At 72.6% G+C, this 17,164-nt stretch carries 12 protein-coding genes; 7 read left to right on the top strand and 5 right to left on the bottom strand.

What is annotated here, in order from left to right; translation table 11 throughout:
• Positions 1 to 49 precede the first annotated feature (49 nt).
• Positions 50 to 676 carry a response regulator transcription factor gene (locus K415_RS0114930; RefSeq protein WP_024287848.1) on the top strand — a complete coding sequence of 209 codons (627 nt, stop codon included), beginning with the start codon at positions 50 to 52 and terminating at the stop codon, positions 674 to 676.
• A gap of 30 nt (positions 677 to 706) precedes the next feature.
• Here K415_RS0114930 and K415_RS0114935 read toward each other — a convergent pair whose 3' ends face one another.
• From K415_RS0114935 to K415_RS0114955, 5 genes are read right to left on the bottom strand one after another with little or no spacing between them, the layout of a single operon-like run.
• A complete protein-coding gene (locus tag K415_RS0114935) occupies positions 707 to 2,413 on the bottom strand; it encodes a GAF domain-containing sensor histidine kinase (protein WP_024287849.1) in 1,707 nt (568 codons plus the stop codon).
• On the bottom strand, positions 2,410 to 4,251 hold the full coding sequence (cydC, locus tag K415_RS0114940) for a thiol reductant ABC exporter subunit CydC (RefSeq protein WP_029663876.1): 1,842 nt from the start codon (positions 4,249 to 4,251) through the stop codon (positions 2,410 to 2,412). Before cydC ends, K415_RS0114935 begins: the two co-directional genes overlap by 4 nt.
• Complete coding sequence (gene cydD / locus K415_RS0114945; RefSeq protein ID WP_024287851.1) at positions 4,248 to 5,924, bottom strand: thiol reductant ABC exporter subunit CydD; 1,677 nt, start codon at positions 5,922 to 5,924, stop codon at positions 4,248 to 4,250. The genes cydC and cydD overlap by 4 nt, the downstream gene beginning before the upstream one ends.
• Positions 5,921 to 6,943, bottom strand: coding sequence for a cytochrome d ubiquinol oxidase subunit II (cydB, locus tag K415_RS0114950; protein WP_024287852.1), 1,023 nt, complete (start codon positions 6,941 to 6,943; stop codon positions 5,921 to 5,923). The genes cydD and cydB overlap by 4 nt, the downstream gene beginning before the upstream one ends.
• A 15-nt stretch (positions 6,944 to 6,958) precedes the next feature.
• Positions 6,959 to 8,437 (bottom strand): cytochrome ubiquinol oxidase subunit I, encoded by a 1,479-nt coding sequence (locus K415_RS0114955; RefSeq protein WP_024287853.1) that lies wholly within the window; start codon positions 8,435 to 8,437, stop codon positions 6,959 to 6,961.
• A 464-nt stretch (positions 8,438 to 8,901) separates the two neighbouring features.
• Here K415_RS0114955 and K415_RS0114960 point away from each other — a divergent pair, with 464 nt between their 5' ends.
• The 6 genes from K415_RS0114960 to K415_RS0114985 all read left to right on the top strand — a co-directional run bounded on the left by K415_RS0114960 (position 8,902) and on the right by K415_RS0114985 (position 17,085).
• The gene (locus tag K415_RS0114960) at positions 8,902 to 12,135 is read left to right on the top strand and encodes an Rne/Rng family ribonuclease (RefSeq protein WP_231494910.1); all 3,234 of its coding nucleotides are present in this window, start codon (positions 8,902 to 8,904) and stop codon (positions 12,133 to 12,135) included.
• A gap of 194 nt (positions 12,136 to 12,329) precedes the next feature.
• Positions 12,330 to 12,638, top strand: coding sequence for a 50S ribosomal protein L21 (gene rplU / locus K415_RS0114965; RefSeq protein ID WP_197024815.1), 309 nt, complete (start codon positions 12,330 to 12,332; stop codon positions 12,636 to 12,638).
• Positions 12,639 to 12,704: 66 nt separating this feature from the next.
• Entirely contained in the window at positions 12,705 to 12,965 is a 261-nt protein-coding gene (gene rpmA / locus K415_RS0114970) for a 50S ribosomal protein L27 (RefSeq protein ID WP_024287856.1), read from the top strand.
• Between the two features lie 83 nt (positions 12,966 to 13,048).
• Positions 13,049 to 14,572, top strand: a complete 1,524-nt coding sequence (gene obgE, locus K415_RS0114975; protein WP_024287857.1) for a GTPase ObgE — start codon at positions 13,049 to 13,051, stop codon at positions 14,570 to 14,572.
• The gene (proB, locus tag K415_RS0114980) at positions 14,572 to 15,690 is read left to right on the top strand and encodes a glutamate 5-kinase (RefSeq protein WP_081785251.1); all 1,119 of its coding nucleotides are present in this window, start codon (positions 14,572 to 14,574) and stop codon (positions 15,688 to 15,690) included. The genes obgE and proB overlap by 1 nt, the downstream gene beginning before the upstream one ends.
• 75 nt (positions 15,691 to 15,765) lie before the next feature.
• Positions 15,766 to 17,085: a glutamate-5-semialdehyde dehydrogenase gene (locus K415_RS0114985; protein WP_024287859.1), complete on the top strand. Its 1,320-nt coding sequence runs from the start codon at positions 15,766 to 15,768 to the stop codon at positions 17,083 to 17,085.
• Positions 17,086 to 17,164 lie beyond the last annotated feature (79 nt).

Raw genomic sequence — 17,164 nt, forward strand, 5'->3', positions numbered from 1 at the left:
AGCCAACGTCCCGCCCCCGCTCACCGGGCGCCCCGCTGACATTGCCGTGATGATCATCGATGACCACGAGGTCGTCAGGCGTGGGATCGCCGAGGTGGTCGACCGTTCAGAAGGCATGGGCGTCGTCGCCGAGGCGGGCTCCGTCGCCGAGGGTGTCAGGCGCGCGACGCTCGTCCGCCCCCAGGTGATGCTGGTCGACCTGCAGCTGCCCGACGGCACCGGGATCGACCTGATGAACGCGTTGCGCGAGACCCTTCCCGAGGCGCGGGCGATCGTCCTGACCTCGTTCGACGACGACGACGCCCTTGCTGCGGCGCTGCAGGCCGGTGCGGCCGCGTACGTCCTCAAGAGCGTCCGGGGCGCGGAGATCGCCGACGTCATCCGGTCGGTCGCTGCGGGGCGCACGCTGCTCGACGAGCGGACCGTGACCCGGCGCCGGGCCGACCACGACGACCCGACGGCCGACCTGACACCGAGCGAGCGCAAGGTGCTCGACCTCATCGGCGAGGGGATGTCCAACCGGGAGATCGCCGAGCGCCTCGGCGTGGCCGAGAAGACCGTCAAGAACCACATCACCTCGCTGCTGTCCAAGATGGGGCTGCAGCGCCGGACCCAGGTCGCCGCCTGGGTCGCCGGTCACAAGCACAGCTCCTGGCGCAGCGAACCGGGCGACTGAGCCCGGGGCGGCTCGGCGTCGCCGGAGCCGTCAGTGGATCGCGCGGCCCTTCACCGGCGCCTGCCAGGTCAGCAGGGTGCCGCGACCGGAGCTGGTCGCACCGAGGGTGAACGTCCCGCCGTGCCGACGGGCGCGTGCCGCCAGGTTGTCCGTGCCGGACTTCCGGTCGCGTGCCGGCGGAAGGCCGCTGCCGTCGTCCTCGACCTCCACGACGACCGATCCCGCCGGGCCGTCGCCCTGGAGCTCGACCCGGACAGCGACGGCTGTCGCGCGCGCGTGGCGTGCGGCGTTCGCCAGCCCCTCGCGGACCACAGCCACGACGTCGTCGGCCATGTCCTCTCCCACCCGGTCGTCCAGGACGCCGGCGTCGCCGTCGAAGGCCTCCACGGAGTCGAGCACGCGGTGGTCGACGATGATCACGAGTGACGGGGCGAAGCCGAGGCCGGTGCGTGCGAGGGAGGCCTCGCGGCGCAGCCGCTCGGCCAGCGGCGCCGAGGCGTCCGGGTCACGCAGGGCGTGCACGATCGAGCGGATCTGGCGCACGGTCGAGTCGACGTTGTCCAGGGCGTCCTCGACGATCCCGGTGAGCTCGGAGGGGTCGACGCCGCGGGCGGCCCGCCGGCGCACGGTCTCGAGCTGCATGCCGGTCGCGAAGAGCTGCTGGATGGCCAGGTCGTGCAGGTCGCGCGCAATGCGCTCGCGCTCGTCGAGCAGCGCGGCGATGTCCTGGGCGTGCCGGGCCTCGGCCAGCACGAGGGCGAGGGCCGCCTGGGCGGCATAGGACTCCGCCGTCGCGAGGTCGTTGGGCCCGAACGGGGCCGACCCGACGCGACGCAGCAGGACGAGCACGCCCACGCCCCGACCGTCGGACTGCATCGGCGCGTAGAGCGCCGGACCGAACTGACGCATCGCGTCCACCCGCATCGCCCGTGAGCGGGACAGGGAGTCGACGACCAGGCCGTTGCCGTCGCGCAGCACGGTGCGCGCACGGCCGTCGTGCGGCATGACGGTGCCCATCAGCTCGTCCGCCCCGACACCGTCGACGATCTCCATCACCCACGTGTCGGCGACGCTGGGCAGCACCAGTGCTGCGGTGTCCGCGCCGGCCACCTCCCGGGAGGACGCCGCGATCTGGGCCAGCACGTCCTCCTCCTCGGCGCCGGAGAGCAGCATCGTGGTGATCTGCTGGCCGGCCTGCAGCCAGTGCTCGCGCCGCTTGGACTCGGCGTACATCTGGGCGTTCTGGATCGCCACGGCAGCCGCTGCCGCGAGGGTGATGACGATCTCGTCGTCCTCGTCGGTGAAACCGCCGGCCTTCTCCGACAGGTACAGGTAGCCGAAGACCCGGTCCCGGACCCGGACGGCGGTGCCGAGGAAGGAGCCCATCGGCGGATGGTGGGCCGGGAAGCCCTTGAAGGTCGGGTGGTGGACCAGGTCGTCGAGCCGCAGGGTCCCGTGCGACGGGATGGAGCCCAGCACCCCGATGGCGTGCGGAGGCCGGCCGAGCAGGGCCGCGAGCCGGTCGTCGACGCCGGTGTGCACGAAGGTCGTGGAGCGCCCGCGTGCATCGAGGACGTTGATCGCGGCGAAGCGCGCACCGGTCAGGTCCGCGCTCGCGGCGACGAACCGGTGCAGCACCGTCGGCAGGTCGAGGTCGGACGCCAGGCCGAGAGCGGCCTGCAGCAGGTCGGCGGCAGCGAGCGAGCCGTCGTGGTGGTCCGTACCCCTCGAGGTCATCTGGTCTCCTGCATCTGAGCCTGCCACGCGGTTCGGTACGCGGCAGCGCCGTCCGAGTCGCCTGCGCCCGCGATCAGGTCCGCGTGCCGACCGCGTGCCCGCACGCTACCCGTCCGATCGAGCAGGATCACCTCGTCGGCCGCCTGCACGCCGTCGAGGCGGTGCGTGACCACGACGACGGCGCGTCCGGACGCCAACGAGCCGTCGAGCAGGCCGTGCAGCAGGGTGCGTGCCCCGGCGTCGTCGAGGTGCTCGGTCGGCTCGTCGAGCAGGAGGACCGGAGCGGCGCTGAGCAGCGTCCGGGCCACCAGCAGCCGGCGGCGCTCCCCGCCGGAGACCCTGGCCGCGTCGCTGCCGAGCGCGGTGTCCAGCCCCACCGGCAGCCCGGCGAGCCAGTCGCCCAGCCCGACCTGCTCGAGGGCTGCGCGCGCCTGGGCGGGGTCGACGTCACCGCGGGCAACCCGCAGGTTCTCCAGGACGGTGGTGTCGAAGACGTGCGCGTCCTCGGCGGTCATCACCACGTGCGCTGCGGCCTGCGTCCTGCCCAGCGACGCGATCGGTCGGCCGGTGACCAGCACGTCGCCCGCGACCGGGGGGATGAGCCCCGCGAGGGTGAGCAGGAGGGTCGTCTTGCCCAGCCCGCTCGGCCCGACGACGGCGACCGTCCGGCCCGGCTCCAGGGTGAGGTCCAGCCCGGTGAGCAGGGTCCGGCCGCCGGGCCACCCGCAGGCCAGCGCACGGGCCTCGAGGAGCGGTCCGGCGGAGTGGTCGGCGGCAGGGAGGGCTGCTTCGGGGGGCGTGCCCTCGGGGACCACCGGAGCGGTCACGGCCGGGTGCTGGGCGAGGGCTCCGGTCGCCACGGCCGCGCCGTCGAGCAGCTCCATCACGCGACGGGCGGCCTGGCGCGAGCGCAGCAGCGCCACCCCGGCACCCGGCAGCAGGGCGGCGGCCTCGAAGGCCGCGAGCGGGGTCAGGACGATGACGGCGAGCTCGACCGGCGCGAGCAGACCGGCCGTGGTCGCGGGGATGCCCAGGGCCAGCGAGGCCAGCACGGCTGCGCCCATCGCCAGCGGGCCGAGGGTCGCGGCGACCGCTGCCGGCCGTGCACCGGCGTCGGCAGCGTCAGCCAGGCGCTGGTCGGTGGTCCGCAGGATCTGCAGGGTCGTCCCGACCCGGCCGGCGACGGTCAGCTCGCCGGCGCCGTCGAGCAGGGTCATCGTCACGGCGGCCATCTCCGCCCTCGCCGTGGCCGAGCGACGCTCGATGGTCGTGGTGGCGCGCACCGACCACCAGGGCGCGACGACCCCGGCGACGAGCAGGCACCCGCCCAACGCTGCCCCCGCGCTGGGCAGGAAGGCCCCGACCAGGACCACGCTGCCCACGCCGAGGACGGCCGCGACGGCGACCGGCAGCAGACCACGGACCACCACGTCGCCGACGGCGTCGACGTCGGCTCCCACCCGGGCGAGCAGGTCGCCGCGACGTAGCCGGACCAGGGCACCGGGGGAGCCCGAGGCGAGCCGCTCGTACATCCGGACCCGCAGGGTCGCCATCCCGCGCAGCGCCACCTCGTGCGAGACGAGCCGCTCGACGTAGCGCAGCAGCCCACGGGAGATGCCGAGCGCACGGACCGCGACGGCGGCGACGTTGAGGTACATCACCGGCGGCATCTGCGAGGCGCGGGCGATCAGCCAGGCCGAGACCGCTGCCAGGCCGACGGCGCTGCCCAGGCCCCCGGCACCGGCGAGGACGGCCAGGACGAACCTGCGTCGGTCGACCTCGAGCAGCGCAACGGCACGCCACAACGGGTCGGAGCGCAGGCGCTCCCACCGGCTCATCGGTCCACCTCCGGGCCGGGGAGCTGCGCGCTGCGCACGGTCACGACGGTGTCGGCGCAGCGCAACAGCGAGGGGCGGTGGGCCACGAGCAGCACGGTGCGCCCGGCCGTGCGCAACCGCTCGACGGTGGCCAGGACGACGGCCTCGCCGTCGGCGTCCAGGTGGGCGGTCGGCTCGTCCAGGACGACGAGCTGCGCCGGGTCGAGCAGGGCACGGGTCAGCGCGACCCGCTGACGCTGGCCGAGGCTCAGCCCCACCCCGCCCTGACCGACGAGGGTGTCCCAGCGTCCCGGGAGCGTGGCGAGCACCTCGTCGAGGCCGGTGAGCGCGGCCGCGCGGTCGAGGTCGACCTCGGCCACCTCGCGGCCGCGGGTGACATTGGCGCGCACGGTCCCTGGCTCCAGGACGGGTCGCTGGGGGACCCAGGCGATCTGGTCCCACCAGCTCCGCGGCTCCACCGCGGTCAGCGGGACGGCAGGGCCCTCAGCGGGCTCGAGCAGCACCTCGCCGGCCGCGGGTTCCAGCAGGCCGAGCAGCACGGCGACGGCGCTGGACTTGCCCGCCCCGTTGTGCCCGGCCAGGGCCAGCACCTGTCCGGGCCGCAGGTCCAGCGCGAGGCCGGCCGGCGCGAGCGTCGCCCGGTCCGGGGCCTCGACGTCCACGTCGACCAGCCGGACCGTCGTACCGGCGAGGTCGGGGGCCGGCGTCGTGCCGCGAGCCGGCAGCGGCACCTCGAGCACCGCGAAGGCAGCCTCCGCCGCGGCGACGCCGTCGGCCGAGGCGTGGAAGTGGGCGCCGACCTGCCGCAGCGGCAGGTACACCTCCGGTGCGAGGACCAGCACGGCCAGACCGGTCTGCAGGTCCAGGCCGCCGCTGACCAGCCGGAAGCCGACTCCGACGGCGACCAGGGCCACGGACAGCGTCGTGAGCAGCTCCAGCACCATCCCGGACAGGAAGGCCACCCGCAGGGTGCCCATCGTGGCGCTGCGGTGCGCGTCACCGAGCTCGCGCACCCGCACGGCCGGGCCCTGCTCGCGACCCAGGGCCCGCAGGGTGGGCAGGCCCGCGAGCAGGTCGAGCACCTGGTGGCCGAGCCGCTGCATCACGGCGAGCCGCTGGTCGGCGTAGCGCTGGGTGAGCCGGCCGATGAGCATCATGAACACGGGGACCAGGGGGAGGGTCACGAGGATCGTCACGGCGGCGATCCAGTCGTACCCGAGCACGACGAGCAGGGCACCGGGGGTCACGGTGGCTGCGAGCAGCAGCTGGGGCAGGTACCGGACGAAGTACGGCTCGAGGGCGTCGAGCCCGCGGGTGGCCAGCGTGGCCACGCCGGGGTTCGAGGCGAGCCACCGAGGCCCCAGCCCGACGGCGTGCGCCACGACCTGCTCGCGCAGCTCGGCGACGGCGCGGGTGGCCGAGCGGTGCGCCCAGCGCTCCTGGAGCCCGGCGACCAGCGCACGGACGACGACGACGACGGCGAGCAGGCCGATGGTCGGGGCGACGTCGGGCCAGTCGGCCGTGCGGGTGACCACGGGGGCCACCGCGGCTGCCAGCAGGACGGCCTGGGCCACCACGAGCAGCGCGGTCAGCGCACCGAGCCCCGCGGTGAGCAGGACGTACCGCCGCGCCGACCGCGCGCGACGCAGCAGCCGCGGGTCGAGCGGCTTCACACCTTCGCGAGGGGCAGACCCACGTGGTCGGGGATGTGCTCGACGGTCAGGCGCTTCCGGAAGACCCAGTACGTCCATGCCTGGTAGGCAAGCACGACCGGGGTGAGGACGACAGCCACCCAGGTCATCACGCCGAGGGTGTAGGACGAGGACGACGCGTTGTCGACCGTGAGCGAGTGCACCCCGTCGAGCGCGGGCATGACGTCCGGGTACAGCGACCCGAAGATCAGCACGACGGCGGCGAGGATGGCCACGGCCGAGGCGACGAACGCCCAGCCCTCACGGCCGATCCGGGTCAGCAGGACGACCGCCACGAGGGCCACAGCGGCGAGCAGGGTCGCGCCCCAGGTCCACGCCGCGTCGGAGTAGGCCAGCTGCAGCCACACCGCGAACGCGCCCGCGACGACGACCGTCACCATCGAGAGCCTGACCGACAGCGCGCTCGCCCGGGCCCGGATGTCGCCGTCGGTCTTGAGCGACAGGTAGATGGCACCGTGCGTGAGGAAGATCAGCGTCGTGGTGGCCCCGCCCAGCAGGGCGAACGGGTTGAGCAGGTCGAAGAAGGTGCCCGTGTACCCGAAGCCCTCGCCGAGGTTGACCCCGCGCACCAGGTTGCCGAACGCGACACCCCACAGCACGGACGGGAGCCACGAGCCGAAGATGATGGCCCGGTCGGCCCACGCCCGCCACCGCTCGTCGTTGAACTTGCTGCGCCACTCGAACGCCACGACCCGCACGATGAGCGCGACGAGGATGAGCAGCAGGGCCAGGTAGAACCCGGAGAACAGCGTCGCGTACCACTCCGGGAACGCGGCGAACGTCGCGCCACCCGCCGTGAGCAGCCAGACCTCGTTGCCGTCCCACACTGGACCGATCGTGTTGATCATCACCCGGCGGTCGGCCCCCTTGCGGCCCAGCACGGGCAGCAGCATGCCGACACCGAAGTCGAAGCCCTCCAGGACGAGGTAGCCGGTCCAGAGGACCGCGATGAGCAGGAACCAGACTGTCGACAGCTCCATGACCTTCCCGCTCTCTCAGTAGGCGAAGGACAGCGGGCGGTCGTCGCTCGCGTCCTCGGCGTTGTCGGGGCTGACGTCGGGCTCGGAGTCGGCTACGCCGTGGGCGGCATAGCGCGTCATGAGCTTGTACCAGAGCACGGCGAGCACGCCGTACAGCGCGGTGAAGACGACCAGCGAGATGATCACGGACAGCGGGCCCACCGAGGTCGAGACGCCTTGGGACGTGAACATCCACACCCCGTCGATGCCGGTCGGGTTGGGCGCGACGATCCACGGCTGCCGGCCCATCTCGGTGAAGATCCAGCCGAAGGCCGCACTGAGGAACGGTGTGGGGATCGCGATCAGTGCGAGCCTGCCGAACCACGGCTTGTCCATGACCTTGCCCTTGCGGGTGAACCACAGGGCGGCCAGCGCGAGCGCTGCCGATCCGATGCCCAGGCCGATCATCAGCCGGAAGCTCCAGTACGTCACCGCCAGGTTCGGGACGTAGTCCTCGGTGTCGCCGTACTTCTCGGTGTACTGCTGCTCGAGGTCGTTGACCCCTGTGATCGGCGCGTTGACGTCGCCGGTCGCCATGAAGGACGTCAGCCCAGGGATCTCGATGAGGTGCGTGACGCCCTCGCAGGAGTTCGACAGGTCGCCGACGGTGAGGATCGAGAACGAGGCGCCGTCGGCGCTGTCGCACAGCGCCTCGGCCGCTGCCATCTTCATCGGCTGCTGCTCGAACATCATCTTGGCCTGGCTGTCGCCGGTGACGGCAACTCCGATGCCGGAGACCAGCATGACGACAAGGCCGAACGTGACGGCCGGGCGGTAGATGTCGCGCGCCCGGTCCAGCTTGCCGGAGCGGGCGTCCTTGACCATCCACCAGGCGGCGATCCCGACGATGAACGTGCTCGCGGTGAGCAGGGCCGCGGTCAGGGTGTGCGGGAGGGTGACCAGCACTGTCGGGTTGGTCAGCACGGCACCGATGTCGACCATCTGGGCGCGGTCGGCCATCGACAGGTCGCCGCGGTCCGTGAGCTCAGCGCCCACCGGGTGCTGCATCCACGAGTTGGCCGCGAGGATGAAGTACGCGGACAGGTTGGTCGCGAAGGCCACCAACCAGATCGTGGCGAGGTGGATCTTCTTGGGCAGCCTGTCCCAGCCGAAGATCCACAGGCCCAGGAAGGTCGACTCGACGAAGAAGGCGGCGAGCGCCTCCATCGCGAGCGGGGCGCCGAAGATGTCGCCGACGAAGCGCGAGTACTCGCTCCAGTTCATCCCGAACTGGAACTCCTGGACGATGCCGGTCGCGACCCCGATCGCGAAGTTGATCAGCAGGAGCTTGCCGAAGAACTTCGTCAGACGCAGCCACCGCTCGTTGCCGGTCCGGACCCAGAACGTCTGCATGAGCGCGACGAGCGGTGCGAGTCCGATGGTGAGCGGAACGAAGATGAAGTGGTAGACGGTGGTGATGCCGAATTGCCATCGAGCCAGGTCGAGCGCGTCCACGGTCTCTCCTCGGTGCAGGGCGAGGCGGGCAGAGCGGCCCGTGATCAGAACCTAGAAGTGGGCCGCGAGTCAGACTAGGACCTTGGTCCCGATCCGCTGACCATCCGTCATCTCGTGGCGGCGCACCGGCCCGCGGCGGCGCATCGGCCCCGGGTCGGCGGCTGCGCCGGCCGGCCACCCCGTGCCGCGCCGTGTCGCCGGGCGCTCGGCGGGCTCTGTGCGATACTGACGACGGCAGAGCGGGTCGCCACACCGTCCCGTTCGCCGACGACGTTTCCGCTGGACAGGGTCCGCGGCACGCCGGGCGCCGCCGTCATCAACCGATGACTGGGCAGGCGCCGGCGCCGCCCGCCCGTGCAGCCTGACGACACCGACGACTTCCGTCGCGGAGCGCGCCGCGCCTGTGACGACCGAACCGCCCGATGGCCGGCGAGTGTGGACAGCCAGCGGGCCTGGAGCATCTCGTGACGAACGAGCACACCCCGACCGACCAGAACAGCCCCGGCGCCGACGAGCGTTCCGCCGAGGCAGCGCCCGCTGCTCGACGGACCCGGGCGCGAAGGGTCGCCACCTCACCGGCGACGACGCCCACCGCCGCTGTCGAGCCCACCACCGCCGTCGTTGCCCGCGCCGTCACCGAGCCGAGCAGTCCGATCGCTACCTCGTCCGACCCGACCACCGGGCCTGAGCGGACCGAGCAGACCGATCAGCCCGATCAGCCGCGCAGCCGCAGCCGTCGAGCCACCTCGTCCGGGAAGCGGACACCCCAGGCTGGTCCGACCACCGATGTGGTCGACGCCGCCCCGGTGGTCGCACCGACCGAACCGGTCGCACCGGTCGCCGCCGAGGCCGCGCCGTCCCGTGCCCGCCGCAGTCGCCGGGCGACGTCGTCCGGCGCGGCGACCGCCGCGACCGAGCAGTCCGAGGCCCTAGCCGTGGTGACCCCGATGCCTGAGCCCGCTGAGCCTGCCGAGCCGGCCGCCGGCGCGACGGGGCGGCCCACCCGCAAGCGGGCCACGCGCTCCGCCGGCAAGGGCACCACGGTGAGCCCGGACAGCGACGCAGCACCGGTCGAGGCAGCAGCGACCGAGGCAGCGCCGGTCGACGACGCGCCCGCCGACGCAGCACCGGCGCGCACCGGGCGCAGCCGCCGCACGTCGCGTGCCGCAGCGCCCACCGACGGGCTCGACGTGATCGCCGAGCTGGGTGGCGAGCGTCCCGCGGCCACCCGGACCGAGGGCGACGCGCCCCGCCTCGCCACGACGGCACTGCTCTTCCAGGCCCCCGACCCGGCGAACCGGCCCAAGCGTCGCCGTGCCCAGGCACCGGCCGGGCCCCCGAAGCACATCGACGAGATCACCGGTGAGGAGATTCTCGACGAGGACGAGATCGCTGCGCTCGACGCGGCGGCCGCTGTGTCGGCGGAGGCCGACCAGGCCGTCGACGCGGACCTCATGGGCGACGAGACCGACGACGGTGAGGACGAGGGCGCCCCGCGCCGGCGTCGTCGTCGTGGTGGCCGCGGACGGCGGGGCCGCTCCGGCACCGGCGAGCAGGGCGAGCAGGGCGAGGACGAGGGCGCCGACGACGAGGGCGTGGAGGTCGAGGCCCCGGCGCCGAGCAGGCGGTCGCGTCGTGGCGGTGGCTCGCCGGGTCCGGATCGCTCAGCGGTGCCGACGGGCACCGGCGGTGACGAGGCCGGTGAGCCCGAGGAGGACGAGGAGTCCGACGAGACCGACGAGGGTGGGGAGCCGACCGGTTCCTCGAGCCGTCGCCGCCGTCGCCGTCGTCGGGGTTCCCGCGGCGACTCGAGCGGTGGGGAGGAGCAGGCCGCACCGGCCGCGAGCACGCGGACCCGCTCGCGCAGCGGACGGACGGCCAGCGACGAGGTCACGGCGCTCAAGGGGTCGACGCGCCTGGAGGCCAAGCGTCAGCGCCGCCGGGAGGGCCGCGACGCAGGGCGCCGCCGCACGATCGTGACCGAGTCCGAGTTCCTGGCGCGCCGGGAGTCCGTCGAGCGGTCGATGGTGGTGCGCGAGTCGGGCGGCCGCGTGCAGATCGCTGTCCTGGAGGACGGTGTCCTGGTCGAGCACTTCGTGTCCCGATCGGCGCAGAACGCGCAGAGCTCGATGGCCGGCAACGTCTACCTCGGCCGGGTGCAGAACGTGCTGCCGAGCATGGAGGCGGCCTTCGTCGACGTCGGCAAGGGCCGCAACGCCGTGCTGTACGCCGGTGAGGTCAACTGGGACGCCGCCGGGCTCGAGGGGCAGCCGCGCCGGATCGAGCAGGCGTTGAAGTCCGGCGACTCCGTGCTCGTGCAGGTGACCAAGGACCCGATCGGGCACAAGGGTGCACGACTGACCTCGCAGATCACCCTGGCCGGCCGCTACCTCGTGTATGTGCCGGCCGGTGGCATGACCGGGATCTCGCGCAAGCTGCCCGAGAACGAGCGGGCCCGCCTCAAGAAGCTGCTCAAGGAGATCGTGCCGGACGCCGCGGGTGTCATCGTGCGCACGGCCGCCGAAGGTGCGTCCGAGGACGAGCTGCGCAACGACGTCCAGCGGCTGCAGGACCAGTGGGCGGCGATCGAGAAGAAGGCCAAGAGCGCGTCCGCGCCGGCCCTGCTGCAGGGCGAGCCCGACCTGGCGATCCGGGTCGTGCGGGACATCTTCAACGACGACTTCAGCTCGCTCGTGGTCCAGGGCGACGACGCCTGGTCGATGATCTCCGAGTACGTCGGGGCGATGGCTCCCGATCTCGCCGCGAAGGTCAGCCGGTGGACCGGCCAGGGTGACGTCTTCGGTGCCCACCGGATCGACGAGCAGCTGGCCAAGGGCATGGACCGCAAGGTCTACCTGCCCTCCGGCGGCTCGCTCGTCATCGACCGCACGGAGGCGATGACGGTCGTCGACGTCAACACCGGCAAGTTCACCGGCTCCGGCGGAACCCTCGAGGAGACCGTCACGCGGAACAACCTCGAGGCCGCGGAGGAGATCGTCCGTCAGCTCCGGCTGCGCGACATCGGCGGCATCATCGTCATCGACTTCATCGACATGGTCCTCGAGTCCAACCGCGACCTGGTCCTGCGCCGTCTGGTGGAGTGCCTCGGCCGCGACCGGACCAAGCACCAGGTGGCGGAGGTCACCTCGCTCGGTCTCGTGCAGATGACGCGCAAGCGGGTCGGCCAGGGCCTGGTCGAGGCCTTCAGCGAGACCTGCCAGCACTGCAACGGTCGCGGTTTCATCGTGCACTCCGAGCCGATCGAGGCCAAGGGCTTCGAGCAGGAGGCCGGGCATCTGGCGGCCGACGTCGAGCCGGAGGGTGAGCCCAAGCGCTCGCGGCGCAAGAAGGCGTCGAGCGTCTCGGCCCCGGTGACCGTCCCGGTGCTGCCCGAGGCGCGTGAGGCCGTCAAGGCGACCCTCGCGACCATCGCGGCGGCGGCAGCGCACGCGCACGACCACGGGCACGAGGCCGACCACGGGTACGAGAACGACCAGGAGAGCACCCCGGTGCCGCTCGGGTCGGACGAGGGCCCGCAGACCGACGTGGTCGTCGTCGAGCAGTCCGCCGGTACGTCACCGGTCGACATCCCGCCGGCAGCCGACCATGAGCTGGCCGAGGTCGAGCCGAGCGACGTGAGCGTGGGGGACCATGACGGCAGCCCTGCGGACGAGGGTCGCGACGCGCCGAGCGACTGACGTCGGACGGGCGGTTGCGCCGGGCGTCGTCATTTGACCCTGCCTGGCGCGATCCGTACTCTAGGACGTCGGCGCGTTTTGGCACGTGCCGGTTGTGCGTGCCCCGAGACCGAGGTCTGCGAGCGGCGCCTCCACCGTAACGAGCACGCCCCATACGTGTGACTGAAGATCGTCGAGTAGAGATGAGCATCAACGTGGTGTACGCGATCGTCAAGGCTGGTGGCCGCCAGGAGAAGGTGTCGGTCGGCGACGTCGTCGTCGTGGACCGGCTGTCCGGCAACGCCGGCTCGACAGTCCAGCTGCCCGCGCTGCTGCTCGTCGACGGGGAGAAGGTGACCTCGGACGCCGCCACGCTGGCGAAGATCACGGTCACCGCCGAGATCGTCCGGGACGAGAAGGGTCCGAAGATCGAGATCCTCAAGTTCAAGAACAAGACCGGCTACCGCAAGCGCATGGGTCACCGCCAGAAGCTGACCCGCCTGAAGGTCACCGACATCAAGTGAGTCGTGAGCCTGCGGCTCCGGCTGCAGGATCGTGTCCCCCGAACTGAGAACGAAAGCAGGTCTGTCATGGCACACAAGAAGGGCGCCAGCGCCTCGCGGAACGGCCGCGACTCGAACGCCCAGCGCCTCGGCGTCAAGCGGTTCGGTGGCCAGGTCGTCAACGCGGGCGAGATCATCGTGCGCCAGCGGGGCACCCACTTCCACCCCGGCGTCAACGTCGGCCGTGGCCGGGACGACACGCTGTTCGCGCTGGCTGCGGGTGCCGTGCAGTTCGGCATCCGTCGTGGCCGCAAGGTCATCGACATCGTCGTGACGGCCGACGCCTGACCACACTCTCCACGAAGGGGCGCACCGGTGCGGTGCGCCCCTTCGTCGTCCTGGCAGTCTGACCACCGAGAAAGGAGCACGCCGTGGCTACATTCGTCGACCGCGTCGTCCTGCATGCCCACGGTGGGGACGGCGGTAACGGTTGTGCCTCGATCCGCCGGGAGAAGTTCAAGCCGCTCGCAGGGCCGGACGGTGGCGACGGCGGCAACGGCGGGGACGTCGTGCTCGAGGTGGACCATCAGGTCACGACGCTGCTCGAGTTCCACCACTCGGCGCACCGGCACGCACCGTCCGGCACCCAAGGCATGGGCGACTACCGGCAGGGCGGCAGCGGTGCGGATCTCGTGCTCAAGGTCCCGGACGGCACCGTGGTCAAGACCGCCGAGGGCGAGGTCCTGGCCGACCTCGTCGGCGAGGGGGCGCGCTACGTGATCGCCGCCGGCGGGCGCGGCGGGCTCGGCAACTTCGCCATCGCCTCGCCGCGGCGCAAGGCACCCGGCTTCGCGCTCCTCGGCGAGCCCGGTGCGACCCGCGACGTCGTGCTGGAGCTCAAGACGATCGCCGACGTTGCCCTGGTCGGGTACCCGAGCGCGGGCAAGTCGAGCGTCGTCGCCGCGATCTCCGCTGCCCGGCCCAAGATCGCCGACTACCCCTTCACGACGTTGGTGCCGAACCTCGGCGTCGTCCAGGCCGGCTCGGCGAGGTACACGGTTGCCGATGTGCCCGGGCTCATCCCCGGTGCGAGCGAGGGCAAGGGCCTCGGCCTGGAGTTCCTGCGTCACATCGAACGGTGCGCGGTCCTCGTGCACGTGCTCGACTGCGCGACCCTCGAACCCGACCGTGACCCGATCAGCGACCTCGACGTGATCGAGGCGGAGCTCGCGGCCTACGCCGGCGACCTGGAGATCCGGGGTGGCGAGCTGCCGCTGACCGAGCGGCCCCGTCTCATCGTGCTCAACAAGATCGACGTCCCGGAGGCCCGCGACCTCGCCGAGCTCGTGCGCCCCGAGCTCGAGGCCCGTGGTCTGCGGGTCTTCGAGATCTCCGCGGTCAGCCACGAAGGGCTGCGTCCGCTGACCTTCGCCCTGGCGGAGCTCGTCGCCACGGCGCGCGCCGCCGCGCAGAGCGTCACACCGCTGCGCACCGTCCTGCGGCCCAAGGCCGTCGACGACGCCGGGTTCACCGTGACCCGCCACGAGAGCGGTGAGCGGGTGTGGTTCCAGGTGCGTGGCTCCAAGCCCGAGCGGTGGGTCCGCCAGACCGACTTCACGAACGACGAGGCCGTCGGCTACCTCGCCGACCGCCTCGCACGGCTGGGTGTCGAGGAGCGTCTCTTCGCTGTGGGCGCGACGCCCGGTGCGGAGGTCGTCATCGGGGGGGTCGACGACGGGGTCGTCTTCGACTGGGAGCCGACGCTCCTGACCGGCTCGGAGCTGCTCGGCGGACCGCGCGGCACCGACCTTCGGATGGAGGACTCGGCGCGCCCGACCCGCACGGCGAAGCGCGAGGAGTACAAGGGACGCATGGACGCCAAGGCCGAGGCCCGTGCCGAGCTGTGGACAGAGCGCGAGGCCGGCCACTGGACCGACCCCGAGAAGGACGCGTGATCTCAGAGCGGTCCGGACTGCCCACTGCCAGTCGCATCGTCGTCAAGGTCGGTTCGTCGTCCTTGACGGGGGCCGACGGACGGCTCGACGTCGATGCCCTGCGTGCCCTGGTGGCCGTCATCGCGGAGCGTCGCAAGGCCGGCGGACAGGTCGTGCTGGTCACGTCCGGTGCCATCGCGGCCGGTCTGGCACCCCTGGGTCTGCACAGACGCCCGCGGGACCTTGCGACGGCTCAGGCCACGGCGTCGGTCGGCCAGGGCATCCTGGTCGCGCGCTACACCGAGGCGTTCGCCGCGCACGGGCTGCGGGTCGGGCAGGTCCTGCTCACCGCTGAGGACACCGTGCGGCGCAGTCACTACCGCAACGCGCAGCGGGCGCTCGACCGCCTGCTGAGTCTCGGCGTCGTGCCGATCGTGAACGAGAACGACACCGTCGCGACCGACGAGATCCGGTTCGGCGACAACGACCGGCTCGCGGCGCTGGTGTCCCACCTGGTCCGGGCCAGCGCGCTCGTCCTGCTGACGGATGTGGACGCGCTCTACGACGGGCCGCCGTCCCTTCCGGGCTCCCGGCGGATCACGGACGTCGCCGGTCCGGCGGACCTCGACGGCATCGACGTGACCAGCCGGGGCAGCTCGGTGGGCACCGGTGGCATGGTGACCAAGCTGGCGTCGGTGGCCATCGCGACCGGGTCCGGCATCCCGGTCGTCCTGACGTCGGCCGCCCTGGCCGCCCAGGCCCTTGCCGGTGACCAGGTGGGCACCTGGTTCGCGGCCACCGGGCGTCGTCGGTCGACCCGCATGCTGTGGCTCGCGCACGCTGCGAGCACCCGCGGGCGTCTGGTGCTCGACGACGGCGCGGTGCGGGCCGTCGTCGACCGGCGGATGTCCCTGCTCCCGGCCGGCATCACCGCCGTGCAGGGCGACTTCGAGGCAGGTGACCCGGTCGAGCTGGTCTCGACCGCCGGGAAGGTCGTGGCACGAGGGCTGGTGGCCTTCGGCTCGGCCGAGCTCCCCGACCTGCTCGGTCGCTCGACCCACGAGCTCCGCGAGCAGCTCGGCGCCGGGTACGACCGCGAGATCGTGCACCGCGACGACCTGGTGCTCGTGCGGCGCTGACCCGCGTCCTCGGATCGCCCCGCCGCGCCCCGCCGCGCCCCGCCGGGCCGGGCCGGGCCGGGTTATCCTGCGCGCATGACAACGGCCACGACCTCCGCTGATGCCCAGCCGACAGGTGTCGTCGTCCCGCCCGATGTCCAGGAGGCTGTCCTGGACGTCGCGCGCCGGGCGCGGCTCGCCGCCCGGCAGCTCGCCCGCACGACGCGCGCGGCCAAGGACGCCGCCCTGCTCGCGATGGCCGACGCGCTCGTCGCAGCCACGCCCGAGATCGTCGCGGCGAACGCCACCGACCTCGAGCGGGGGCGGACCGACGGGATCTCCGCGGGTCTCCTGGACCGCCTGGCGCTGACACCCGAGCGGATCGGGGCGATCGCCGAGGCGCTGCGCGAGCTCGCGGCCCTGCCCGATCCGGTCGGTGAGGTCGTCCGTGGATCGACGCTGCCCAACGGGCTGCGGCTGCGTCAGGTACGGGTGCCGATGGGTGTGGTCGGGATGATCTACGAGGCGCGGCCCAACGTGACTGTCGACGCCGCGGGGCTCGCGCTCAAGAGCGGCAACGCGGCCATCCTGCGCGGTGGCTCCGCCGCGGCGGCGTCGAACACGGTGATCGTCGAGGTCCTGGCCCGGGCGCTCGAGGCGGTCGGGCTGCCGGCCGATGCCGTGCAGTCGATCGACGCGTACGGACGGGCTGGTGCGGTGGCTCTGATGCACGCGCGCGGACTCGTCGATCTGCTCGTCCCGCGCGGTGGGGCGGACCTGATCCGCACCGTCGTCCGCGAGGCGACGGTTCCGGTGGTCGAGACGGGTGTCGGCAACTGCCACGTCTATGTCGACGCAAGTGCCGACCCGGCGATGGCGCTGCCGATCGTGCTGAACTCCAAGACCCAGCGCGTCGGCGTCTGCAACGCGGCCGAGACGCTCCTGGTGCACGTGGCGGCCGCCGACGCCTTCCTGCCCGACGCCCTCACGGCGCTCGACGCTGCCGGTGTGGTGGTGCACGGCGACGCGCGGACCGCTGCCCTCGCGCCTCCCGGGGTGGACGTGGTGCCCGCCACCGACGAGGACTGGGCGACGGAGTACCTGTCGCTCGACCTCGCCGTCCGCGTCGTCGACGACCTCCCGGCGGCGCTCGAGCACATCCGGACCTGGACCTCGGGGCACACCGAGGCGATCGTGACCAGCGACCTGGCGGCCTCGGAGGCGTTCGTCGCGGGGCTCGACTCCGCCGTCATCATGGTCAACGCATCGACCCGGTTCACCGACGGCGGCCAGTTCGGTCTGGGCGCCGAGATCGGGATCTCCACCCAGAAGATGCACGCGCGCGGTCCGATGGGTCTGACCGAGCTCACCACGACGCAGTGGATCGTCAACGGACAGGGCCAGGTGCGCCCCTGAGCGCGTCCGGCCGGCCCGGACAGGAGGCGCAGGTCACCCGTGTGCGCGTCGTGCATGACACCTCGTCAACCTAGGACGT

Source organism: Cellulomonas sp. KRMCY2 (genome assembly GCF_000526515.1).
GTDB lineage: Bacteria > Actinomycetota > Actinomycetes > Actinomycetales > Cellulomonadaceae > Actinotalea.